Source organism: Rhizobium sp. 01T417 (assembly GCF_056398905.1).
Window position 1 is genome coordinate 118,204 of the sequence record NZ_JBFTQH010000005.1, and the last position, 24,882, is coordinate 143,085.

The 24,882-nt window shown below is 59.1% G+C and carries 17 protein-coding genes and 1 pseudogene; 8 read left to right on the forward strand and 10 right to left on the reverse strand.

The features are described 5' to 3' along the window. The first annotated feature begins 173 nt into the window (after positions 1-173). The 3 genes and pseudogenes from AC1DPR_RS07665 (at position 174) to AC1DPR_RS07675 (ending at position 4,078) form a co-directional block, all read left to right on the forward strand. Positions 174-1,350 (forward strand): annotated as a pseudogene (locus AC1DPR_RS07665) (integrase core domain-containing protein). 250 nt (positions 1,351-1,600) lie between these two features. Next, positions 1,601-2,917 carry a tyrosine-type recombinase/integrase gene (locus AC1DPR_RS07670; protein ID WP_477816054.1) on the forward strand — a complete coding sequence of 439 codons (1,317 nt, stop codon included), beginning with the start codon at positions 1,601-1,603 and terminating at the stop codon, positions 2,915-2,917. Between the two features lie 24 nt (positions 2,918-2,941). Further along, positions 2,942-4,078, forward strand: coding sequence for a hypothetical protein (locus AC1DPR_RS07675; RefSeq protein WP_477816055.1), 1,137 nt, complete (start codon positions 2,942-2,944; stop codon positions 4,076-4,078). Between the two features lie 412 nt (positions 4,079-4,490). On the opposite strand, the gene AC1DPR_RS07680 is transcribed toward AC1DPR_RS07675, so the two are convergent. Further along, positions 4,491-5,159, reverse strand: coding sequence for a helix-turn-helix domain-containing protein (locus AC1DPR_RS07680; protein WP_477816056.1), 669 nt, complete (start codon positions 5,157-5,159; stop codon positions 4,491-4,493). Continuing rightward, complete coding sequence (locus AC1DPR_RS07685; RefSeq protein ID WP_477816057.1) at positions 5,156-5,728, reverse strand: XRE family transcriptional regulator; 573 nt, start codon at positions 5,726-5,728, stop codon at positions 5,156-5,158. The genes AC1DPR_RS07680 and AC1DPR_RS07685 overlap by 4 nt, the downstream gene beginning before the upstream one ends. A 128-nt stretch (positions 5,729-5,856) precedes the next feature. Here AC1DPR_RS07685 and AC1DPR_RS07690 point away from each other — a divergent pair, with 128 nt between their 5' ends. From AC1DPR_RS07690 to AC1DPR_RS07710, 5 genes are all read left to right on the forward strand, one after another. After that, positions 5,857-6,228, forward strand: coding sequence for a hypothetical protein (locus AC1DPR_RS07690; protein WP_477816058.1), 372 nt, complete (start codon positions 5,857-5,859; stop codon positions 6,226-6,228). After that, entirely contained in the window at positions 6,228-8,210 is a 1,983-nt protein-coding gene (locus AC1DPR_RS07695) for an AAA family ATPase (protein ID WP_477816059.1), read from the forward strand. The genes AC1DPR_RS07690 and AC1DPR_RS07695 overlap by 1 nt, the downstream gene beginning before the upstream one ends. A 3-nt stretch (positions 8,211-8,213) precedes the next feature. After that, positions 8,214-8,627, forward strand: coding sequence for a DUF2442 domain-containing protein (locus AC1DPR_RS07700; RefSeq protein ID WP_477816060.1), 414 nt, complete (start codon positions 8,214-8,216; stop codon positions 8,625-8,627). Next, positions 8,624-9,421: a metallophosphoesterase gene (locus tag AC1DPR_RS07705; protein ID WP_477816061.1), complete on the forward strand. Its 798-nt coding sequence runs from the start codon at positions 8,624-8,626 to the stop codon at positions 9,419-9,421. The genes AC1DPR_RS07700 and AC1DPR_RS07705 overlap by 4 nt, the downstream gene beginning before the upstream one ends. A 103-nt stretch (positions 9,422-9,524) precedes the next feature. Continuing rightward, the gene (locus AC1DPR_RS07710) at positions 9,525-9,818 is read left to right on the forward strand and encodes a DUF2442 domain-containing protein (protein ID WP_477816062.1); all 294 of its coding nucleotides are present in this window, start codon (positions 9,525-9,527) and stop codon (positions 9,816-9,818) included. Here the strand turns inward: AC1DPR_RS07710 and AC1DPR_RS07715 are convergent. The 8 genes from AC1DPR_RS07715 to AC1DPR_RS07750 form a co-directional block, all read right to left on the reverse strand. Further along, complete coding sequence (locus tag AC1DPR_RS07715; protein WP_477816063.1) at positions 9,805-10,344, reverse strand: hypothetical protein; 540 nt, start codon at positions 10,342-10,344, stop codon at positions 9,805-9,807. The two genes, AC1DPR_RS07710 and AC1DPR_RS07715, sit on opposite strands and share 14 nt — an antisense overlap. Before the next feature lie 132 nt (positions 10,345-10,476). Continuing rightward, complete coding sequence (locus AC1DPR_RS07720) at positions 10,477-10,917, reverse strand: very short patch repair endonuclease (protein ID WP_477816064.1); 441 nt, start codon at positions 10,915-10,917, stop codon at positions 10,477-10,479. Positions 10,918-10,926: 9 nt separating this feature from the next. After that, on the reverse strand, positions 10,927-16,416 hold the full coding sequence (locus tag AC1DPR_RS07725) for an ATP-binding protein (protein ID WP_477816065.1): 5,490 nt from the start codon (positions 16,414-16,416) through the stop codon (positions 10,927-10,929). After that, positions 16,416-17,933 carry a hypothetical protein gene (locus AC1DPR_RS07730; RefSeq protein ID WP_477816066.1) on the reverse strand — a complete coding sequence of 506 codons (1,518 nt, stop codon included), beginning with the start codon at positions 17,931-17,933 and terminating at the stop codon, positions 16,416-16,418. The genes AC1DPR_RS07725 and AC1DPR_RS07730 overlap by 1 nt, the downstream gene beginning before the upstream one ends. Then, on the reverse strand, positions 17,930-19,843 hold the full coding sequence (locus AC1DPR_RS07735; protein WP_477816067.1) for a hypothetical protein: 1,914 nt from the start codon (positions 19,841-19,843) through the stop codon (positions 17,930-17,932). The genes AC1DPR_RS07730 and AC1DPR_RS07735 overlap by 4 nt, the downstream gene beginning before the upstream one ends. A gap of 198 nt (positions 19,844-20,041) precedes the next feature. Beyond that, a complete protein-coding gene (locus AC1DPR_RS07740; protein ID WP_477816068.1) occupies positions 20,042-21,421 on the reverse strand; it encodes a DNA cytosine methyltransferase in 1,380 nt (459 codons plus the stop codon). 298 nt (positions 21,422-21,719) lie between these two features. After that, complete coding sequence (locus AC1DPR_RS07745) at positions 21,720-23,333, reverse strand: rod shape-determining protein (RefSeq protein WP_477816069.1); 1,614 nt, start codon at positions 23,331-23,333, stop codon at positions 21,720-21,722. Next, entirely contained in the window at positions 23,330-24,781 is a 1,452-nt protein-coding gene (locus AC1DPR_RS07750) for a hypothetical protein (RefSeq protein WP_477816070.1), read from the reverse strand. The genes AC1DPR_RS07745 and AC1DPR_RS07750 overlap by 4 nt, the downstream gene beginning before the upstream one ends. Between the last annotated feature and the right edge of the window lie 101 nt (positions 24,782-24,882).

Below are 24,882 nucleotides of genomic sequence, written 5' to 3' on the forward strand. Positions count from 1 at the left end.
AAATTTCGGCTCTCCGAGGCTCGGAAACGTCGATGAAATCGAAGCCAACGGTGTGCGGTTGTGGAAGGGAGATATGTCGGCGGATGGGATCGGAAGATGCCCGACCTGAGAGATAGGTGACGTTTTGTACCGGAGACATGGGTAACACTTTTCGCTTTTGGCGGGAGGTGTTGATGCCGTGGAGAGAGACTTCGGTGATGGAGGAACGTCTACGATTTGTCGCCCGCCTGCTGGAGGGCGAAGGCATGAGCGATGTGTGCCGGGAGTTCGGCATCTCGCGCAAGACCGGCTACAAAATCTTCAATCGCTACGAGGACGACGGCCTGGAGGCGCTGACGGATCGGTCTCGACGGCCGGTGCGTTACGCCAACCAGTTGCCCGAGCCGGTCGAGGCAATGATCGTGCCGCTCAAGAAGGAGAAGCCGCATCGGGGTGCCAGGAAGATCAGAGAACTGCTCGTGAAGCGTCTGGCCGGCGATGTGCGCGTGCCGTCGAAGAGCGGTGCTTGACCGGTACGGGCTGGTCGCTCATGCCCGCCAGCGGCACCGTTATCGGGCAGAAGGAACGGCCTTATCACAGGCCCTTTCGCCGAACGACCTGTGGTGCACCGACTTCAAGGGCGAGTTCAAACTCGGCGATGGCCGCTACTGTTACCCGCTGACGGTCACCGACCAGGCGTCACGCTACCTGCTTGCCTGTGAAGCCTTCGAATCGACAAAGGAGGTGGGGGTGTTCGAGGCGTTCCGCCGATTGTTTGCCGAACATGGCCTGCCAAGCGCGATCCGCAGTGACAACGGCCTGCCGTTCGCCAACCCCAACGGCCTCTACAATCTGTCGAAGCTGTCAGTCTGGTGGCTGCGGCTCGGCATCGCGCTCGAGCGCATCAGGCCCGGCCATCCGCAAGAGAATGGCCGGCATGAGCGCATGCACCTGACGCTGAAGAAAGAGGCGACCAGGCCACCTGGCAGAAATATCCTGCAGCAACAGGTCCGCTTCGATGCGTTCGTCAGCGAATTCAATACCGAGCGGCCGCATGAAGCCCTGGCGATGAAGGTGCCGCTCGATCTCCACACGCCATCGGCGCGCCGATATAACGGGCTGCCGGAGATCAATTATCCGTTCCACGACCGTGACGCGCTGGTGACCCATTGCGGCCGCATCTGCATCTACCGCAAGACGATCAACATCTCGACCGTGCTGGCCGGACAGAAACTGGGAATCAAGGAGGTCGACGACGGCATTTGGCTCGTCAGCTTCATGCACTATGATCTCGGATATATCGACCTCGAGCAGAGGACCTTGCAAACCATCGGCAACCCGTTCGGCACGAGGTTGTCACCCATGTGGTAGGTACGTTTTGTTACCTATGTCTCCGGGCTGGACAAGAAAGAACTGGTGGGCCCGGAGGGACTCGAACCCCCAACCAAGCGGTTATGAGGCGCGGGAACTCATTGGGCAAAAGTGCCCATGGTCACCATACTGCTCGAACCCGCTGAAATCGTTGCGTTCGACGGCGTCCGGCGCTTTCCTCGTTGGACGCCGGAAATCCCTCCGGCCGCCACTTCGTTGACCAACCGTTGACCCGACGAGGAGTGTCGCCATGACCAGAGCACGCGCATTGGACACCGACCGGATAGAGGACCTCCGCCTCAAGAAGAAGGAAAAGCGCCGGGAGTGGCCCGACGGAAAAGTCCCGAACCTGTTCCTCCGGGTCGGGCGACGGGACAAGGTGTTCGAGCTGATCGTCCGGTGTCCCGGCGAGCGGGACCCGACCCGCCTCAAGATCGGGAAGTATCCGATGACGACGCTGGCCCGCGCGCGCGAGGTCGCGGAAGAATGGAACGGGATGCTCGACCGCGGGCTGGACCCGAGGCAGGAGGCCAAGCGGCGCGAGCGGGAGGCGCTCGTGGACGCGCGCAGGACTTTCCGGTCGGCGATGGAGGACCACATCGCCTGGCTGCCCAACCGGACACGCAACTGCCATGCTGCGGCGGACGCCAATTGCCTTCGCGCGGAATTCCTCAATCCGAAACGCAACGGCTGGATCGACAAGGCCCTCGCCGACGTCACGAAAGCCGACGTGGGCATGCTGATCGACGACATCCGCGGCAGGGGCGTTCCCGGCCGGGCGTTGGAGGCGCTCGGCCTGATCAAGGGGTTCTTCGTCTGGGTGAACGGTGCGGCCAGGTACCAAGGTTACGGCCTGCCGGGCAACGTGACGGGCAACCCCGTCGCCGACGTCACAGCCGAGTCGATGCAGCTGGCGCGTGGAGTTCGCGAGAGAACACTCGACGTGGCCGAGCTGCGCGCGTACTGGCGAGCGTCGGTGGCGATGGACTACCCGGACGGGCCGATGTACAGGCTGGTCCTCCTGACAGGGGGACGGCGCAGGGACGAGTGCGAGGGCATCCGGTGGTCGGAAATCAACATCGAGAAAAAGCTCTGGACGATTCCGAGGGAACGCGTGAAGCACGGGGACGAGCTCTTCGAACTGTACGTCGTCCTTACCGACGAGGCGATCGCCTTGCTGGAGGAACTGCGGCGCGGCCAGCCGGAGGGCTGGGGAGACTGCGTTTTCAGCGTGACGAACGGCCAGACGCCCTACACCGGGTACGACATGGACGACTTCCGCGCGCGGGTGGAGGAGGAGTTCGGTAAACTCCTGCCCGGATCGGCGATGGACCGCTTTTGGTTGCACGACCTGCGACGGGTGGTCCGCACGGCGCTATCGAAGCTGGGCGTCGACGAGAAGACCGCGGACTATGTCATCGGACACCGGAAACGCAAGGACTACAACCAGGACCGTTTCATCGCGCCGTGCCGGAAGGCGATGCGGCAATTCACCGACAGGTTGTTCCGGGTGATCGACGGTTCCGCCGCCGGCTTCCAGGCGGATGATCCAGACAATGCCGAGTAGGCAAACGTGCGACGGGAGGCGGGCATGGCGAGCCGCAGGGATGACAACGAGATATCCAGGCAAGAGCTGTACGACCTGGCGTGGTCGGTGCCGGGCAAGGAGGCGGGCACCCTGCTGAGGGTCTCGGACGAATACTTCGGCCGGATTTGCGGCGCGCTCGAGATACCCCGTCCCGGCCGCGGCTACTGGCGCAAGAGCGAGGCGGAACGCGCCCGCCTGAAGCCGGCGCTGCCGCCGGCGTCGCCCGGAGTGAAGGATGGCTGGAAGCGAGGAGACACGACAGAGCACGCGCGCGTCACGCGATGGAAGCCGAAGCCGCAGGGCCCCCCAACCCTCGCGGATTTCCAGGACAGCAGACGCCTTCACCAGCTCGTCAAACCCGCCGCGCAGGCGTTGCGGCGCGCCGAACCCGGCGTCGACGGATACTATCTGAAGCCGCGCATAAGAAGGGGGCTGGTCGACATGGCCTGCTCGAAGGGCGGCCTCGAGAAGTGCCTGCGGTTCACGAGCGACCTATTCAAGCGGCTGGAATCACCGGAGAACGGCCACCACGTCGCGATCGCGCCGGCGATCAGGAGGTTCGTCCGGACACCGATCGACACCGCCGAGGACGGGGCAGCGCGAGGCAAGGGCGCTTTCCCGTCGTGGTCCCCGCTCCGTCCGACCTTCGTGTCCGTTTTCGGCGTGCCGATCGGTCTTGCCGTCGTCGAGACGAGCAGGCCGACGCGAATGCGGTACGTCGGCGGCGGCCGCTATGTCGACGACGACGGTCGGCAGGAAGACTACGTCCCACCGACCTGGGTCGTGATCCGAAACGTTCCCACCGGGTTGCTGAAGCTGGTGGCTTACAGCCCGTTTCATGCAGTTCCGTGGCAGCGGCAATGGATGGAAACGCCCGGCAAGCTTTTTTCCTTGTCGCTGGACGCGATCGTCATGGGACTGGTGGCGGGGGCGCACGAGCTCTTCCTCGCGCTCGATAAGGCCGGAGTCCCCCCGGATAGACGCAGCCCAGGCGGCGTCAACCCCGGTTGGCCATCCACTCGAGGACCTCGAAAACCCGGAAGCCCTTGCGGCCGTTCGGATCGTCCGTCAGCGGGACCTTTTGGGGAAACATCTTCCTGTCCACCAGCCGGTCGATCGTACCCCTGGACAGCGAGGTGATTTCGCACGTCTCCTTCATGCTGAAGAAGCCGCGCGGGTCCCGTGCGATCAACCGCCGTTTGTCCGGCACCCGCCGGCGCGAACGTTTCCCGCCTGCCATCCGACGTTCCTCTCTTCGTTTCGCGACTCGCGTGGCTGCCTGCCATGGCGAACCCATGCCCGTCCCGCGCTTCTATCGCCCTGGCGTTCGGCCGAGGCGGGCACGGGCCGAACCGCAGCCCACTTCCGCGGCACGTGCCGTCCGCCGGAAAAGGGTCGTGAGCTCGCAGACGTCACGGTAAGAGTGGACGCCGTGCGGATCGGAGATCGTCCGAGAGCTTTCGGTTCTGCGCGGAGCGCGCTTGGCCATGGCTGTCACTTTCACAAGTCGGTTCCGGATGCCGACCGAGGAAAGCACGATGCGAAATGCGGGTCAAAATCGGCGCGTATTGTACTGGTTTCGTTTCCAGACGGTCGGAATCCGCGTGAAAAGGTGATCGCCACGGTTTGCCCAAAGGTGTCCCGGCGGCGGCACTTCAACAGATGCACGGCGCACCCCGAGGCCAACGAACCGATTGAGCGCCAGGACACTCAAAAACTCCACTCCGCGGTCCACGTAAAAATCGCGGAGGCAATCGTGGCTCTTCTTGGTAAAGGACCCGCCGTTTTCGAGGTTTCCCACCTGTCGCGACGTCAGGTGCGCGCCCTCGGCCACCTCTCGCCGTTCAAGCCCTAACAGCGCCCTGGCGGCGGAGAAGTTCGCTTCGCCGGGGAGCACATAGCGGCGCAACACTGCCTGGGACCAGCATGCGCCGGAGCCCTGCACCAAGTTTGTGGTCCAGTCGGTCCTTCCCACAAACATCATGCCATGCCTTTGGTAGAAGTCCCGCAACGCGGCGATGGTCTTCAACGTGGCATCCGATCCCGTCTCGCAAGCGCCCAGCGATACACGTGATATCCCGATAGCCCCCGCCGTTTGTGTTTGCGTGAGCCCCATTAGCGCCCTGGCCGCTCGTAGGGCGTCGGGCGGGGCGTAGACGATCGAGGCGGCCACAGGTCGAATTCTACGGTGCTCCTGGGGAGCTATCTCGCGAGCGATCATGACGGGGCCGGATGCGAGGGATACTCCAGCCCGGATGCCTTTGAAGACCAGCGGACGCCTATGCCGAAATACCTGTCGGAAACCGGATCGCCCCAACCGAGGAATTCGACACCGGCGCTTTCGTAGAAGGTCAGAAGCGTCCGGTGCGACTCCTGCCAGGCCTTGCCGGATTCCAGGCTCTTGACGGTGGCTCGGCTCAAGCCTGTCAATTCGGCGATCTCGTCCTGCCCTCTGTTCAGCAAAGCTCGCGCGGCCCGAAAGGATACCCGTGTGTCCTCACCGTGAAACTTTGCTTTTTCGGCTTTGCCGATATCCGGCGAACTCGGGGCCGACCACCGCGCTCCGGCGCGTGTGATCTCGTTTCCGATGGTAGCCTCGCCAAGGAGGACAATTCCGCTCGCGGTATAAAAGTCGACCAGTTCGAGGTTCGTGCCGATCCGGGAAGTCGAGGTCTCGACGATCGAAAGGTACCTGTGCGGCACGCCTGCGGCCTCGGCAGCGGCGCGCTGCGATAGGTTCATAAGCGCGCGAGCGACCCGGAGGGCGTCGGGTGGGGCGGGTATCCTCATTCTCCCGACAAGCCGGCGCTCTAAAAAAATGTCAATCGCATACCGTATGGGGTCTTTATTTATCGCAAAAAGAGTCTAAAAGACTCCATATGCCTCAAAAAAAGAGGATGAGATTCGGGAGAATGGCGATGCAGTACGATGATTCGATTTCTCGCGCTTGGTTTGAAACGCATGGAGCGGCACTCATCGAGAAACTGCGGCGTCTTGCCGACGACCTCGAGAACATCGATCGGTGCGCCGACGCGATAGCGCTAAAAGCCGCCATGAACAGTTGGACATTGGGGATGCGCTCTGTGCCCTGCTTGATTGGCCGTCCGGTTGGACACCCGGTCATTTCCGACGCCAAACCAGCGTTCTCCAGCGAATTGTTCTATCTCGATCCGATCCGCGGCGTCGCCCGGACGTTGTCTCGTTGGTACCGCCTCCAAGGGCGCGTCGACCCCGAATACTGGAGTGAGAGGCTGCGGGAGAACGTCGGCCCATCAGAGGGCTTGCATTGATGGATATCGTGGAATTTCTCGAGATCGCAAACTCGACACCGCCGTCCAGAAGCAAGCCGCGCCCGCCGTGGAAGCTCAGTCTACCTGACGACGAGACCTTCATCACCCTTCCGGTCTATATCGCCTTTTCAGGGATCGCCGCGGTAGCCAGGCTGTGGAACAGGAAGAACGCGAAGTTCAAGGTGATCCTCTGCCTGCCGGAGGAAGGCAGCCTTCCCGTCTACACTGCGGCGGCTAGTGTCTTTCTAAAGGGAATCGCCGAATACAACATGGGAACAACGCGGCCGTTCGTCTCCGATTGGGGCGGCCGCCACTCCGGTCGCGACCAATTCGAAGTCCTGCGAAATGAGCGGGCAATCTTCCTCAAAGAGCCCAAGAAGGAGCTGGATGACGAAGCATGGCTCTTTGCAGACGCGGTGGTGGATGTCCCCGTGCGGACCAGAGGGCATGTCGAGGCTGCCCTCAAGCGTTTCGGGTTGCCAATCATCGACAGGGACGTCGAACTGCTCCTCTCGGAGCCGTGGCCGCGGTTGGACAAGGCCTTCCAGGAAGGTCGGTCGCCAACGCTGTCATTGCAGAGGTTGAGGCATTATCCGCGACCCGGTACGCCGACCGTTGTTCCGGAGGCCAAGGTTGCCGGGCCGACACTCGCGGACATGCACGGATACGGACCGGAGTTGGTGGAGTGGGGGAATGAACTCGCGCGGGATATAGAAGATTACCGATCGGGCCGCATCCAGTGGGCGGACGTGGACGACGGAGTCTTGCTTTCCGGTCCGACGGGAACTGGAAAGACGACGTTCATGCGTGCGCTGGCAAACAGCTGTGGCGTATCCGTCATCGTCGGGTCTTTTTCGACCTGGCAACGTGCCGGGTCGCTCGACGACTTTTTGAAGGCCATGTGGAAGACCTTCGAGGAAGCCAAGGCGAAAGCGCCGTCCATCTTGTTCGTGGACGAGATCGACGCCTTTGGCCGCCGGGACATCCGTGATCACAACAGCGCCTACATGACGGCCGCGATCGCCGGCCTTCTCGAGCTCATGGACGGCTTCCATGGCCGCGAGGGTGTGGTTGTCGTCGCGGCGTGCAACTATCCGGACAGCCTTGATCCGGCTATCCGGCGTGCGGGACGGCTGGACCGCCATTGCCAGATCACGTTGCCCGACATGCAAACCCGACTGAAGATTTTGAAATTCCACAGCGGCATCGAGCTTGATCACTCACAGGCCGAGATGTTCGGCATGGCGACCGAGGGCTTCTCGGGTGCCGATGTTGAGCAACTCGCTGGTGACGCCAGACGGGCAGCGCGACGTAATCTTGAGGTCCTATCGGGAACCCACGTCATCGCTCAACTGCCAGCGTCATCAGAGCTTTCGGATGATTTCGTTCGCGCTCTCGCTGTCCATGAAGCTGGCCACGCCCTTGTCGCAATTGCCATCGGCCACGGCGAGGTGTCCGAGATCAAGATTTCCCGGTACCGGATCGAAGGTAAACCCAGCCAATTGGGCTATGTAAAGTTCGACCACGTCGACGCTCGACCGAAGACGCGGGTCGACTATCTGAACGCAATCGCGGGCTGTCTCGGCGGGATCGCCGCCGAAATGGAAGTCTTCGGTTGGTTCGCAGACGGCGCTTCGGGCTCTGAAACCGCAGACCTCAACAGGGCGACGAAGCTTGCGACCATGTTGGAAGGCTCGCTCGGAATGGGGCATACGCTTGTCGTGGAAGACCCCGTCGAACAGCTGGAGCGGTTGCGAGCGTATAACCCGGAGTTCCGGAGGCGTATTCACGACGTCTTGGAGAGCGAATTCGGCCGCGTGAGGTCCGTCATTCAATCCCGTCGAATCGCTCTCGATGCGATCGTAGAGCGTCTGATGGAAACGAGAACCTTGTCGGGCGAGGAAGTCGCCGAGATCGTGGAACGGCACCGTGCACCCACCGTCAGTCTAGCGAAGCTGCCGCGCAGCGCGATGGGGGCGTAGATCATGCTGAAGCGTTCGAGAAGGCGAAAGAACCGCGCCAAAAAGACAGGACCGGACCGACAAAAGTCCTTGGGATCAGGTCTTGCGGAAATCGGCTTCCGACCGCTTGGACGCCGCATTTTAATAGCAAGCGGGCGGACTACCCAACCGCAATTGGCACACCCGGTCCCCAGGGCGGTCCACTATGACCGGTCCGCAGGCAGGATCGTCATTGAATTTCAAAACGGTTCGACTTTCACGGTTCCGGCCCGATCGTTGCAGGGGCTGCACGATGTACCCGAAGAGTTCGTCGCGGAGGTAGAGCTGATCGGCGGGATGCGACTTGCTTGGAAGAGGCTCGGGGTCGACCACCACATCGCCCTCTTGGTGACCGGTATGTTTGGCATGTCGGAGTTCATGAGAGGTCAGAGCGCATGAAACTTTGGATGGTGAGCGACCTTCACCTCGAGTTCGGGCGGCCGTTTTTGCAGACCCCGCCCGACGGCGTCGATGTCTTAGTTTGCGCTGGTGACGTTGCGACGAAGGGCATCGTTCCCGGCCTTCGTTGGCTGGTCGAAACTTTCTCCGGTCAAATTCCCGTCGTGGTGATCGCAGGCAATCATGACGCCTACGGAGCCTCCCTCGAGGAGAGCATTCGCGACGCCCGAGAATACGCCGCCAGCCTACAAAACCTCCATTTTCTGGAAAACGACGCCTGCGAGTTCGAAGGTGTCAGGTTCATCGGCGGAACCTTGTGGACGGACTTCCGGCTTTACGGGCGGAATCCAAGCGTCGCCATGTCATACGCCCAATCGGGAATGAATGACTTCAAGAGGATCAAACTCTCGAAGAGACCGTTTCGCAAATTCGGACCCATCGACGCTTACCGGAAGCACGTGGAGACCCGAGGTTTCATCGAAGGCGAACTTCGCCAGCATGCGGGAACAAAGGCGACGGTTGTCGTCAGCCATCACGCTCCGTCTCCGCGTTCGATCGATCCGGGCTTTCGACACGATCCACTCAGTGCCTGCTATGCTTCGGACATGGAAGAGTTACTCCGCGACGTCGGGCCGACGTTATGGGTGCACGGTCATGTCCATCATCGAAACGACTACATGGTCGGCAATACGCGGGTCGTCTCGAATGCCCGGGGATACCCCCAAGAGGAGACCGGGTTTGACCCTGCATTCACAATCGACATTCCAGAGACTGCCCAATCAAAATGGAAATGACAGACCCCGGTCGGACCATCCGCGACCGTATGGCTAAAGCATTTCCCGACCTCGGCGACGAATTCTGAGCGGTCCAAGAGCCACCTCTGCCGCAGGAGTTCACATGTCTCATCCACTACCTCGAAATGTCCGCTACGACAGACGTGCCGGAACGATCGTCGTCCAATTCAGCAACGGCTCCGCCTTCGTGGTTCCTGCCCGCGCACTGCAGGGATTGGCTGACGCTTCCGAAACCGAAATCGCGGAAGTCGAGTTGCTGGGCAGGTCGGGCCTGGATTGGAAATCTCTCGACCTCGATCATGAGATCAACCGATTGATGACACCCATTTCGGCATTTGCAACTCCTGACCTGCGCGGCACGAGGATGCAGTGGGCTGCACTTGCTAGTTTAGCTTAGGACTGCCAGAACCAAGGGTCGCGAGGTTTGTGAGACCTTCTTCGATGATTGCATCTCGACATTCAGGGTCTTGAAGGTCAGAGCGAATTTTCTCTAACGCCTGCAGAATGCTTCGCGCGATATTGTATGCCTCGTCTAACGTTTCCTGACACCGCCCCAATACCAGAAGTTTTTGATGTCGTCCGTTGGGAGTCTGCATCAGTTCTGGCTCTGTTTTGAAAAACTCGTGCATCAGGAAGTTTCTAAGCTCGAGAGCTTCGCTCAGTTGGTTTTCAATACTTTCACCATCCTCAAATCGTAAGAGTCTCCGGACCTCTTTCAGCAACGTGCCAAGCGTTTTGCGATCCATCTTTTTCACAAAGGTGGAAGCCGCATCTGGCGGTGGCGACTTCTGCCACCATCCATTGGCGAGATATTCAAGATTTAACCATATTATGGCCAACATACCTTCAAAGTACTGGGCCGTTTCGCAAGAACGCCCGAACCGTTCGTAGATATCTCTTATTGTGATGACGTCGGTTCCCATGGCAACAAGCCCCGTAGCTCCGATTTCCTTGCGTTCATACTGTAGTCTTGGCCGCTTTCCGCCCTGAGTAGAAGTCTGTTTCGGGTGAGATAGGGACAACGCTTGCGGCGATCTTCAGCCTGTCTTTCCGTGCTAAATGCCTTTTGGCGAGATTTCGCACCCTAGTTCCAAGGCAATGCGACACGCCGTCGCCGCCGCGCGGCGTTGCGATCCCACTTCGCATTCCCAGGCGACTATGACCTTCCATCCCTTTTCTCGCAGCAGCGACTGCACTTTCTTGTCGCGAGCGACATTTCGGTCAAACTTGTCTTGCCAGAAGGCCGTGTTGCTCCTCGGGGTTGTCGCAACTTTGCATCCTTCGTGCCGGTGCCAGAAACAGCCATGCACGAAGACAACTGCCTTGTGCCGGGCTAGGACGATGTCTGGCCTACCGGGTAGCTCTTTGGAGTGGAGTCTGTACCTCAGGCCGAGCGCATGGAGCGCACGACGGAGCGCGAGTTCGGGCGAGGTATCGGAGGAGCGAATCCGCGACATCCGCTTCGACCGCTCCTCGGGTGTCAGAAAGTCCGGCATACCAACCCTCTATGAACCGCTGTCTCCCAATGTGCGGATGAGCTCGTAGAAGGGAAAGCCTCTTATGAATTCCCCCGGGCTGTCAAACGACTTATAAAGGCACTCGTGGTTACCGAGAGCCTTCACGCGTTCGGCCATTTCCGCCGCGGTAGCCGAAAGCCCAAGCGCGGAGAGTTCGCCGGCAGTGACGTTAGGGACTTTGTGGACGAACCAGGTGAGGAGCGGCTCACGATAGTCTGTCCCGCCAGCCTTGAAATGACGCAGGTATTGCGATGCCAGAATGATGCCCGTACCGAACTCGCGACCTTGAAGCAAAAGTTTGCGCAGGACGTCGAACTCGTACCGCATAATATTGTCCGCCTCATCCACCAGCAAGTAGGAGTCGATAGCACGGAGCTGGGGGTCCTGCCCCACAAAGGGGCGCTTAGGAGTCCTCAACATGTTTTCGTAGAACATGTTGAGCATGACGGCGACAAGCATATTCTTGCTATGGTCGTCCTGGCCGAGCGCATCCAATGCAATCACAACAACGCCATCGAGAAAGGCATCGAATGGTAGCGTCTTCGAAGGTTGGTCCTCGAATATCTCCATGTCCAACATGTCGCCGATAATCGACATGGGTGAGTCAGGCCTACCCTCGACAATGTCCGAGTATGCAGTGTGAACCTCACGCAGCGTTGGGGGTTGCCCAGGCGGGGCTGCTCCATAGGCTGCCTTGACGGCTTGCTTCAGCTTCTCTCTCTGTACGTTGCCGATGCCAGAGTAAATCTTGCCAAGCACGTCCGCAAAAAACCTGAAGCGATCGAACCAAGGTGAAGGTACGTCGCCTGCCGTCCGTGTGTCGAACAGGTTCAATGGAATTCGGTGTGGGCGCACGACGCGGGCCCCGGTGGCCGCGACGAAATCCTCACTGCTATAGTCACGCTTGTAGTCGAATATAAGAAAACGCGGCGCGTGGCCGCGGTTCTCTTGCGCCGATGACGCGATCTGCGTGATCAAAGACTTTAAAAGCTGTGTCTTGCCTGTTCCGAGGTCGCCGACCACGCCCATGTTAAGCTGATTTAACCGGGTGTCAGAGATGTTCAACTGCAAGTCGCGCGGTCGAAAACCGTCAATAGTCTTGCCCAGCTTTAAGATGACGCCATTCCCAGAGACTTCAGGTCCTATCGTGCTTTCATCGGAACTGCTCGGTGAGGCGTGGACAACCGGAAGCCCCTCATCTATGTGATCGCTACAAGGGTGAGGAATTCCGCTCGCGCCGTTCGTCGTCCGGTCAGAGCCTTCAGGTCCTTCAGTAGACGGCTCCGCGTCGGTCAGTGACTTGTGTTGTGGCATGAGCTCCCAATCACTCAGCCGGGCGCGAACCATGGCATAGAAGTCCTTCGGGTCCCCCGCGACCACGCTGGCGGCGTCGTCGCGGCAGATCACGATTGTTTCATCGAACCCATCCCTGTCGAAGTCCTGCGGCTTACTCGACGGGTTGTCATCAACGATTATCAAGCGCCCACGTGGATCGACCTCCACGCAATCACCGCCGTCGAGAATGGCCCCCGCAATCCTTTCGTGAAACTCGGACCACCTTGCGGCGTGGCCGACCACGTCCTGATGCTGGCTGTAAACGCGCATCCCAAATCCGATCATCGAGAGCAGGAGGTGCTGGTACGCCAGTCCCCAGAGCCTTGGCTGGGTGTCGTGCGGCAGCATCGCCATAATCAGCGAGGAGAGAGCCTTGGCCTGATCCAATGCTTCCACTGCTTCGCCCGCGCCATATCTTGACGTCGGCCTGCACTTTACCTCCACTGGGGTGATCTTGATCCGGACACCTCCTCCAGACAGGTCAATGCCTACCACAACGAGATCGGGCCGGAGTTGCGAGAGGTCGGTACGGTCTTTGCCAAGTGCTTTGCAGAGGTCGCCAATATAGCCGCGGAATGGATCAACAGGGACTATGATCGCGATTGTTGCATCCTCGGCAGAACCACCGATGACGCTAAGGATTCCGTCGCCTTGATTTGCGCCCCCACGGAACTGATCTTGAAGTAGGCGTGCCCCAACGAAAACACCCAAGTCGCCAGTTGCCCCTGCATCGTCACCTGCCAAGCCCTTTATTGTTGGTATTCCGCGCCTCGCGACCTCAAGCAAAACGTCCTGGACCCGGTCCTGCTCGAGATCGTCGCAGCCCGGAAGGCGCGCCAGCGCCTTGGACAATGCCTCGCGGTCCGCTTCGGTCACTTGCGAGAGCAAATAATAGCCGTTCGTATCACCTGCCCGATGGGAGTAGGACGGTAGATCGAAGTCCCACAGGTACGCTCCCTCAAGCCAGCCACCCAGGAAGCATGCGGGGTCAATTGCTGAGGAGGAGACTGCAACGAAGTCCGTGCGTCGCTCTCTTAACATGTACTGAACCTCGTGCACATTAGGCGCAAATTGCAGCCCAGTGCGTACTTGCCCCAGATTCTCTGTCGCGGAGAGCAATGCGGCAACCTTATCCACCAGAACCTCGCCAGTGGGCTCCGGAGCAGTCGACTGTCGTGACTCTGAAAGAAAGGCACCGGGGAGCTGCCTACGGACCCTGTGCCTAATCATCCCACCGGCCCCTAGTGGTGTACGCCCATCGACTTTCTCAGCGCGGGGCTCGGACATATCTAACTGGGCAATAATGCCAAGGTCGGGCACGGCTCCTTTGGGCTGACGGGAGAACCACCTGACACTGTTGCGGGTGTCCTCGGACAAGTTCGAGATCGTGGCGTCGTCTGGTCGCGCGCCAGGGATGCGGTCATCGAAGATTTCAACAAATCTAGGGCCGACGGCTTGGGCCCTGGTACGGCGCGCGCCCTCCTGAAAGCGCGAAGTGCACCAATCGATTAGCCCCTGATTGCAGTTATCAGTAGTTCCTCCCGCGCTTGAGACGGCTATGGCGACAACCGGCTTTGCAGCGAGCAGGCCCGACACATCGTCAAGGGCCCGCACCACCTGCGCGGCGCTAAAGCCAATTGTGATGCCGCCGACACTGATGCCAAAGGTCTCGCCAAAAGGTGCGGCGAGTGAGCGCGTAGGAAGCTTCCCAAGTTCCTTGCCGTTCCACAGCACCGACCAGTAGTCCGTTCCGTTCTCAACCGCGAGATAGTCGACTTGGTCGACTCCAGTGGGGGAGCGCAGGTAGAGCGACAGGATGTCTGGTACACAGTCCGGGTCAAGCACGCTTGCGGCGGGGCAAGGCTTCCCAAGCTCGTCTGCGTCGGCAAGCATTCGCTGGGCCACGACATGCCAGCCAACCCGCAGCGGATGAAGGGGGGAAAGCAATATCGCCACCGGCTCGCGGTACAAACTGCGGCCGCTGGCATCAAGCGAGGAAATCGCGACAACGTCTGCCCAGCAAGCCACCTCGGGGTCTGTCGCCAGCCACGAATGGTAGGCGTCCACGTATTGTTCTACCAGAGCCGCAAAGCTTTCGTCACGAATTGCCCACTCGCCGAGCCTTGCCGTCTCGAAAACGCCGGACTGGTCACCGTCGCCTCGTACGCGCCGGGCGATCTCCTCGCGGGCGGCCAAGAACTGCTCCGGGGGATTGAACTCTGACGGGTTCGGCCGAGGGTCCTGGATAAACGATCCGCGCGATAGGACCGGCCCACCCCCAGTGCCCCATGTTGGAGGTGCCCACTGATCTCCATAATCCTCGGCGAGTACTATTGGCTGGTAGGATTCACGCACAGCATCCTGGGAAAGGAGCCAGTCCTGCAGCATCGTACATCGAACAGCGCGGTTTACGGGAATAATCGCCTTGGCATCGAAGCTTTCCAGCTGCCGCCGATTGGCCTTGATGAGCCGCTCGAATTCGCTCCGGCAGCCGATCTCGGGTGCATCTTCGCACGTAACGTAAGTCCGACAGGTCTCGGTCACAGCGGAGCCATTCTTGGCGGTCCGCGCGAACCGAACGTCGAACTGGCAGTTGCCGTCGACCTCGATTTCGGCACGGAACATCTCGTGACTTGATTGTCGAAGCGGCACTTGCACGGGCGAGCCGGCATTCCCGTCAGTTTGGTCAATTGAAAGAAAAGCCGACTGCTCGAGCTCGATCCGAGGCGAGGCGAAGATAAGTAACTCGTACCGGCCAGGTCCCGGTAGACCAAGGCTGGTCTCCCATTCTGCCCCGGTCTTAATACTGCGCTTGGCCGGTTTTCGCGGGGACGAGAATTTTCGAGCAAGCCTACAGGCAACAAGTATCCCTGGCTGCCAGCTGGCAAGCGACACGACCTTCAGCGAGCCTTGCTTAAAGCCGGGGGCGGTCGCCTTGTAGGTCAACGGCGACTTGTGCGGTGGCGGTGTGGGATCGGTAAGCTTCTCGCTGCTATTCGCCTCGATAACGCCCAACAAGCCGCTGCCGGCTGCGGGCGCTCGATTGACTTCGATCCGCAAACCATTTGGGTCGCCGCCCTTGGTCTCGAATCTCAGGTCAACTTCGTTCGCCACCACCGAGGGCATGATCCTGCTTAGCGCTGCGAGTGAATTGGTGCAGGTAATGACAATATCGCCAGTCGATACAGGTTCCTCAGCGAGAAGCTCCGCCCACTTCTCTACGTGGAGTGCGCGCCACCAACCGGGCGCGATGGACGGCGTGGGAATCTCAGACGGCCGATAGTAGGCTGCGGTAGCCTCTTCGAACGTGGTGCGAACCTCGCAAGTGGAGCGAATGTGGTCCAGGAAGCTTCGCAGGTGCTCACGATCCTCGTCGTTGGCACCCTCGGACAACCGGTCAACGCCGGCGCGGAAGCCATCCGACATCGCCCCGGCGATGTTCTTCAGCGTGCTCAGCTGCTCCTTAGCAGACAGCGTTCCGTCGCGCATGGGCGGCACACCGCACAAGAGACTCACCGCTGCCGCAGTGGGGAGATCGGCTCCAGCGTCTATGTTATACAACATCGATAGGACGTTCCAGGCACCTTCTCGTGACGAACTGCCCCCACCAATCTCGTCCGCTGAACGAGCTGCCGCCTCCAGCAGCTGCCTGCCATCTTCTAGCAAGTCTTCTGGCACACCGGCTTGAGTCAGGCCCTGACTGACAAGCTCTTGCACAAAGGTGTCGTCCCACCATGCCTCGAACGTTGCGTTTTCACCATTGTTTGCTTCTGCGACGCCGAACTTGTCGGTCGTGCTCACGACGGAGAGAATGCTATGCTCGCCGGGTGGAACAAGCGCGACGTAACTCGCGGACTTTGGAAGATTGCGAAGGTCGAGCAGGTGATCCTGATCGCACCAACCGGACTCTCCGACTGCCGGGTTGCCAGTGACCAGCTTTTCACGTGGCACCGGCAGCAGGAAGGGCAATGCCGAGAGGGTGACTCCGCGTGATCCACTGACAAGGTTGTCGAAGACCTTGGACATCAAGTCATGCGGTGGTCCAAGGAACAGTAGGCGCATTTCCCGCACAGCGGCTGATACGGGTAGCGAGCCAAGTTGCGACCTGATGCGATCCGCTAGTGCCAACGCAAGCTTGTTCATTAAACGTCCTTGACTGCCTGAGTTACTCGGAAGGGCGGGACAAGAAGCATTCCGCTCTCGGCGTCTGGGCTGTCTAGGACCAGTCCGAGCATACGGAGTTGGTGGCCAAGCTCGCTCTGGGCAATGTCCCTGTGGTCGACGCTGAGGCCATACTGCGCCAGATGCATGGCCAGACGGTGAACTGACCGTGGCCCAGCGACGCCCGCAAGCGAGCAATGCACCAGTGCTATGGCTGCCACAGGTCCCAGCGTAACAATCCAAGGGCTACTCGGATGAGTGCCCCGCTTCCGGAGGATGTATCCTTGGTCATAGCCCCGCAGCCGCGGATTGGCCGTCTGTCGTTGTTGCAGGCTATAGGTCACGAACTCGCTGATGTTTGAGCCAATGCCCTTCTTGCACAGGAGTGTTCGGGTCTCCCGGTCGACAAGCTCATCAACTACATCGCGGACGAGTACTGCTCGGGAGCCGCTGCAATGCGTTCGAACCTGCTCGCAAACGGCCGCGAGCCCGTCTGCCGATCCAAGGACTTCATGGGGTACCACCTCAAGGTCCTCGAGCGCCCATAAAATTGCGTTAATTCCCAGCCGAGCGGTCAGAAAGCGAGAAATGCTGTCACGGATGCCCGAGAGCGGCTTGTTGGAAAGTGGTAGATAAGAAAAACGGTTTGAAAACATGCGCTCGCGCGCTTCATGTACGGACGCCGGCCCCGCACCATCGAGGGCATCGGACAAGCATCCCCACACGCGCGCATGCAACTCGCACAGCCAGATGACGTGCGAGACCGTGCCAAGGCGAAGAATCGCCTCAAGCAAGCTCGTCCACTGCCGCCTTGTGAGAAGGGGCTTGGCCGCAATGATGGCGTCGAGATCGTGGACGAACTGCCGGGCGGGGAACATTCCCGTTCCAACATCCGGGCACACCGGCATCGTTTCAAGGGGTGCAGGTATGAACGACCATTTCGGTTCCGGTAGCCAAGCCTCGATCTCCGATTGGAGAAAACGGGCGAAGACGTCGTCCTCCTCCCCTACACTCATCGCATCATACAGGCCACGCCACGTAGCCTCTGCGGAGCCCGCGTCCTTCGAGCCGAGCCATACCATTCTCCGGACAAGAACGCCCGGTGTCCATGGATTGCCGGCGAGCCGTGGAGCTCCGGAGAACAATGCCGTCTGCGGGACAAGCGGAATTACCTGCAGGAAACGCTTGGCCGACTGGTTCGATCGCTTTGGGCTCTCGAGCACCGAGTTCAAGAGTGTGTCGAGGGCATCTGGTTCCAGGGTGCCAAAGTTTTCGCCCGCCGCCCGCCCGCGAGCTTTTCTAATCAAGCCCTGCAGCCTGGTTCCCAGTGGCGGAACCTCTCTTTCGCTCATCCCAGGAAAGCCGATCACCCTGTAGAGCGATGAGAGTACGACCTCCGAAGTCGCATATTCGGGGGCCGGCGACATAGCGAGCATACCTTTGCCATAGGTACCATGCGACCTGCCCCAGGGTGCCTCTCGAAATTCCGCCAATGTCATAGGCGGCCCCCCCTGGTGACCACCCCGAAACTCGACCGACGCTGTTCAATTGTAACGCCGTTGCCCAAGCGAATCTCCGCCCGTCGCAGAATTCTACCGTCCCTAACGATGGGACCAGCGAGCCGGGCGCTCGTAGTATCGAGAAGCGCGAGGACAGACCGTGGGAGTGAGGCTACCGACATGCCTTGTTCAATATCCTTTACGGCCTTGAATAGATCGTACGTCAAGGCGACGTCCTGAGCAGATGAGCCCTCGCCAATCTCAATGAAGCGCAATGGCGACAACGGCCGCCCTTCGTCACTTGTATGCGCTGGTTGGACGTGTCGCCGCGGCACTACAAGTGTTGCCTGGCCATTCAATGGTGGTAGGGGCTGACCGAACGTTGTCGTCAGCGACACTTCGAATTCCTGATTTTTGTTCAACAACAGCTCGATCTCTCGCGCTACATCATACACGCCATGATCTTGCTCATCGTCGACGATATTCTGAAACTCCTTCAGCACGCTGGCTTCCACAACCGTCATAGTGCGCGCTCCGATTGTCCTCCGAACAATACGACAGGCGAAGTCGCGGACTAGCCTTTGCACCCGGGTCGCGGAAGCGGGTCGCTTTTTCCTTACGTCCTGTCGCGAGAGATAGGTATCCAGCTCGGCGAGGCGACGTAGCAGTTCGACTTCGAGAGCGGTCAGGATTCTCGACTTACGCACAAAATCGAGTCCCTCCGCCACCGAGCGGCTGAAACGGGTATCGATGTCCCGTAGGACGTATGTTGTCGTGCGGCTGACATTTACTGTCGTGTCCGGATGAGCGAGAGCTGGATCGAGGAGTGATGAGAAGCTCTCCAGCAATCCTTCGATCATTGCCGGAAGGTAACGCGAACGTCGCGAGCTGAGGAACCACTGCAGTCCCATGGCAGTGTTGTTCTCCTGAAGGCCAAGTTCCTTGATGTCCTTGAGAAGCGAAGGTCCGGCATCTCGATCCCACTGGTGGAACAGAGCGTGTTGATACTGTGCTGCGACGAGCTCGAAGATGGCCAAAGATGTCTTGGAACTGGGCTTAGCATTGCGAGCGGCTTGGTCGTCTGCAAGGGCGACGCTCGCCGCCCAAGCGCAGGGCGACAAGTCAGAGGCACGGACTTCATCACGATGACCAGCCAGCAGATAGGACAACAGCGAGAAAAGGTCGCGAAAGTTCCATCGTTTTCCGCTTCCAAGCTCGTACCAGCGTAGCATCGCAAGCAACGCTTCATCCTCGCGGGGGCGTGACAAATGCTCGCGGCTCGTACAGTACGGGCATCGTGGGCCCGCCTCGCACGTCCCTGCGGCTGGCCATAGGCCGGCATTAACTGCGTGACGAAGAACCTGCGCGGCAGGAGCCGCCCCGCCATCGGCCGTGCCCACGAGCAGCGATTCCATGTCCATCGGCCAGATCGCGATCTCGGGATAGCCACTAAGCGGCCAGCATGACGGAGCATCAGGAAGGAGGCTCACGGCACGTGTGACCGTCTCGAGCAAGTGGCGGGGCCGGCTTTCCCCCGACTGCGCAGCCACAATCAGGGCGTCGTCAAGGACGCCACGGTTAACACAACAAAGATACATGTGGGACGCATCGCCAGCAGTAGCTGCGTGAAGTTCATCGAGCAGGAGCTGCGCTGCTGATCTCCCGTCGGCTCCGGCAACAATTGAAGCGTCCTGCACAATCGACATTCGTAGCGCCGAGTGGGTTTGCGCCGAGAGGATGCCCATATCCACATCTACCCGCCGCGGTACTTTGCCGGAGACGGGGCTGAAAGAGCGCGCGAGCTCCCCGACGAGGCGTCCGTTGCATCCCAGGGCGGAATCAAGCCAGCCCATCATCGTCTCGATCGCCTCGGTCTTGCCGTTCCCGGGCCCGCCCACAAGCAAGATCACGCGCGGTGCCGCGGCATCCTGTGCTCCAATGCGCTGGCACCAAGCCTCAAGCCTTGCAAGCAAGTTTGTCTTGAATACTTGAGCACCCGGTCGGCCACTCTTTTCGTCGAAGAGTCGGCGAACGCCACCCGAGCGGTGGCCGGCCCAGTTGAGCAATTCCGCGGGGAAAGGCGCTTCCGGCACGCTCTGAGTCATATACTACCTCGATACCGCGACGGCGTGTGGCTGGGGAGAGTTTAAGTCTCCCCTGGTTAACTCGATCTCGTCCAACGCTCTGTTAATTGCCGTGCCAATGACGCGGGCCAAGTTTGGCGGCACGGCGTTACCCACCTGGGTGTAACGCGGGCACTCTCGCGTGCGACGATTGCCGCCCGTCGTGAACTTCCCTTTGAATTGAAACCAGTCGGGGAACGACTGGAGGCGGGCGCTCTCGCGTACTGTGAGTATGCGCGGCTCGGAATAGTGCAGGACGTCGTCTGGCAGCGTCGTAATAGTTGGCGCAGGCTCGGTCGGGGACATAGGGTAGATACGGTGCTTCTTCAGACCGTAGCTCTGGCGAGCGGAGTCATCCATCCGAACACCTCTGCGGCACTCCGCCAGTATGCGTGCAAAGCGGTCACGCACATCGTCGCGATGCCTGGCAAGGCGCATGCTGTTTGGTGCGCCATCCGCGCCCTCGCGCATGAGCATTTGGTAGGTCGTGGTGGGCAATCGCGGGATTGCCTCGTGAAATCCTGACGGTGATTGAGCGTCTTCGCACGCAACTAGCGACCGATCGCCAACCTCAAGGTCCGAAATCGCCTCGGATGCCGAAATGACCTCGGCAAGGCAAAGGTTGGCGAGCTGTTGCTTACGAGCGTCCTCCACCAGTTCGAAGACCCGCCCAACGCCGTTTTCAAGATATTCCGCTAAATCCCTTCGTACCCCGATCGCGATTAGACGCGAACGTTTCTGCGGTACCCCGAAGCGCGAAGCGTCTACCAGCGACGCCACAACATCATACCCGACCGCGTCGAGGCTCGCCGCCAGCTTTTCGTAGAATGATTGCCGACGTGGCTTTGGCCCGACCGGTAAGTCGACGACATTGCTAGGACGATGCGCAACCTGCATTCCCGGGACGTTCTCCAAGATCAGTGCGGACGGTCGAATTGCCTCGACCACTTCCACATACTTGTTGAAAAGTAGGTTCCGTGGATCGTCCTCATTTCTCCGGCCGGCGAAGCTGAAGCCCTGGCACGGGGGACCGCCACCAAGGACGTCTACTTGGCCGCGGAGTCGTTCAAGGGTAGCCTTGTGCTCTCCCAGCAATTCGTCGATACTCCAGGCCTTCTGGCTCAGCCAGGCTGGCCACTCAAAGCGATGTCTTTCTGGTGAGCGCTCGCCCACAAAGTTTGTAGCAAACGTGCCGAAAGCCATGTCGTCGCGCTCGATTGCGAACACCCCCCGCATTCCGGAAAGCGAAAGTCCCAGAGACAAGCCCCCACATCCCGAGAAGAGGTCCACGAACCTACGAGTACGCATTCGAATCATTAATCCATTCCTGGCAAAGCCCAGCCGGTAAGGGCCCGGCAGGGCCATAATCGTTTATGTGCTCGCAATCTGAGCGTGTCCCCTTGCGTGAACTAGGCATAGCAACAAGTTCGATTCGACGCCATCATGTTCCTGCTTCGTTTGCTATGCTTCAGGGATGGTAAGGTGCAGACTTCTCCCGCCAACTCCCGCACTCACGGCTTCGCTGCATGGCTTTGGCCCACACCGTCCACGAACCGGATACCCTGATTGCCAAATCTGAGTACAGGCCATGGAGCAGAACCGCATGCCGTCAATGAATTAGTATGGGACCTCCCGCATGGGAGGTCCGCAAGCTGGCACGAAATCAGGACTTGTATCCAGGAGTCATGTAGTATTTTGGAACATCGCTCAACCCAGCTGCAATACTCTTTCGCTGCTCGGGCAAATCTGGCAATGCGCCGCCAAGCGCAACGGCAATTTGGGGATAAGGGTCCACCAAATCTGGATACTTTGTCGCCATTCCTTCCGGGGCCGGATTTTGCCAGTCGAGCGCAATGCGTCGGCCGTCACGTTCGACACCCTCCTCGGCAATCTGTCGTATCATCGGTAATCGAGCGCCGCCTCCCGTTGCCACGAGGTTAACTCGCGAGAGGTTACCGGCCACCGCGAAGGCCGAATCCGTGATGAGCTTTCGAATACTCTCAGTGAAGGCCTTGACCGGGGCGAACTCCAAAAACTCCGCTAGTGTGAGTTCGAGGATTTCCTCCGTGGGCAATTCAAATATCAGGCTGCCGTCGGCAAAGAGGCGTTCCTTGTTGAGCCGCTTATGCCGGTTCAATGCCGCTGCTGCCGCTTGATACTCTGCAGAACCTTGCGCGAGATGCGATTTCTGAACGAGCGCTCGCACGAGTGCGTTGTCCAAAACGTTCCCTGCGCTCTTGATTGCCTTCGCTGCGCTGGTTACTTCCGTAACGCGATTTCGATCCCAATTGGGATTGCTGACACAGATGCAGCCGGCCACGTCCGTTGTGCCAGCGCCTATATCGACAATGAGGTACGGCGCTCTTCGATTTGATGGCAAACCAAGCAAAGCACCAGCACCGGCAGCCGTTGCCTCGCGAACTGGCTCACCAATAAGAACCATCGGTAGATCGTCTTCAAGTTCACGCAGTTCGTCGAGGGCAGCGCGCGCGTCAGATAGCTTCAACGAGTCAACAAGCCGATCACCGAATGATCTGGCGAGAACGACCGCCTGAGCCATCATCCGTTTCATTTCGCGCTCATTTCCCTCCCGATTTACATCATCCCATGCAGGATGAGCAAAGCGTCTACGCATGTTCGCCCCAAGCCCTTTCGCTTCAAGGGCGGTCTCGACAAGGAATGTCAAATGGGCGAGATAGAGAACGAGAACATCTCTCTGGAACAGTTGCTGTTTTGGGTCTTTCTTCTCATCAAGGCGAATTTGGCCGAGGTTAGAGACATCGGCACCAAGGGTCATATACTGTTTTATTGAATCGATAAGGCGCTCTGGTGCGGCTTGCGTATCATCAAATATCTTCCTGGCGCGAGCGCCAAAGTATATCACATCCTCGCTTATCAACATTTCTGACGGAGTCGTCAGAGGTTGCGTCCAGCCGCTGTTCTTTCCAACTGGGAGGTCAATAATGTTCGGCAGTTCGTCTCCGGTATCGATGCTAGCAAAGGCTTTCGAAAAAGATGTCCCAAAATCAATGCATAGCGCGGCCTTCTCTATAACATCTTCTTCCGCGACTGCCACTGAGCTCAGCAATTTGCGTTTGTCGCTCGTCCCTTCCTCTTGCGGAGACGGCGTCGCACGATCTAAAAGTCCGCTGTCAATCGATTTGAGAAGTGTGTCCAGAGCCACAAGCTCCCTAGATGTAACAAAGGTTTTTCCTGTCTCTTCTCTTGCCCTTTCCAAGAGATTGCTAAGCAAGTCTATTGCCGTATGCCGGTTCATTTGTCCCCCTCGATCTTCTCCACTTGCGCCTTCACGATGATTTTTGCAGGCGTGCCCTCTGGCTCCTTAATGACCCCAGGTATCTGGATTCGCCCCCGCGCTGATATCTGGAGTGCGTTGTCGGTTACATGAACAGCAGGGTCGTAGGCCACCAGTTCTCCCAACTTGCCGTAAAGACGTAGGCGACGTTTCGTCGCTGCAACACCAGCCCATTGCGTCACCACGCGAATACGACCTGCGGCGGTCTTTAGGGTTGTCGCATGACCGGGTTCGAGTATTTCCATCTCGCCAGCCATAATATCCAAGGAGTTAGGAATCGAATCTTGACGCGCGATTGCAATCAGTAGGTTGGCCAAAACTTCGTCTAGCGCCTGTTCATTTATATCCCTAACAGCGTCGTTAGACTGCGCGCTAACGATATCCTTTCCTGTCGCAAGCCAGTTCGAAATATTCAGCTCAAGACTGGGGTCGGCTTGAGCGATTGCGCGTCCAAATTCATTTGTTTTTTCCTGCCCGAAAGCATTAACCAGGGACTGGCGCACGACTCTTTCAGACACGCCTTGCCGTGCCAAGACGTGAAGAGCGTCCATGGCAATTGCCAATATCCTATCAGCGGTTTGCCTCACTCGATCAGATGGTCTTGCAGGCTTCCACCAACCCAGCACAGTTCCGACCGCGCGGTATGTATCTGCTTCAACTGCAGCGGAGAAACGTAGGCGAAGTAGTTGTACCAAGAGTTCCAAAACTGCAAGGGCGGTTTCATCTCGTAATGCGCGGGCTTCTGGCCCACGTATTCCGCCGCCCCTAAGAATGAGATCAGAAAACGACTGCCCAAAACCTGCACCGAGAGGCCGATCAGCCAGCGAGAGCGGATTTCCTAATGCGCCGAGAACGCGATTCAACTTTCGGCAAGCAGTATCGACTGAGTAGTCGAAATCTCCGCGATCCTCGGCAAAAGCTCGCTCGATCGCTTTAAGAGCGCTGGCCAAGTCCTTTGATCGATGAATCGCTATTTCTGCCCACACTTCACGCGATTTTCTTTCCGCCACGTCGGCCCTGGCCAGTTCCACAGCCGCGTAATCAGCAACCCAAATTTCGTCAGAGACAGACAGCGCCTTCGCTAGATAGTAGCGATCATCAGCTGCTCCCCATACACCGGTGCCGGGGATCGGAATGCGAAGTGCGGATTTGAGTAAAGGCTGCGCCAAACCTGCCAACGGCTTCGATATCTCCGAGGCCTTTCCAAGAACCGAAATGGCCTCCAGGCGCTCGCGGTCTGTACCCTCTTTAGCGGCCTCGCCAATAATCTCGAATGTTGCCCGGACAGGATTTTCGTCGAGTCTGTCCTTTACCAGCTTGCGCGAAGCGATAAGGGTCTTCAACATTTCAAGCGCGGCGTCGAATCCTTGCGGAATCTGGTGGCCCGTGTCACTTTTATTTCCGTCCATTTGTACGCCCTCTCTGGTACCCTTTCAGCAATTTATACGACCCACATACGCTACAACGCGGTTCATATATTCCCCTAAGGCCGTTTCGTAGCGTTCGCGTC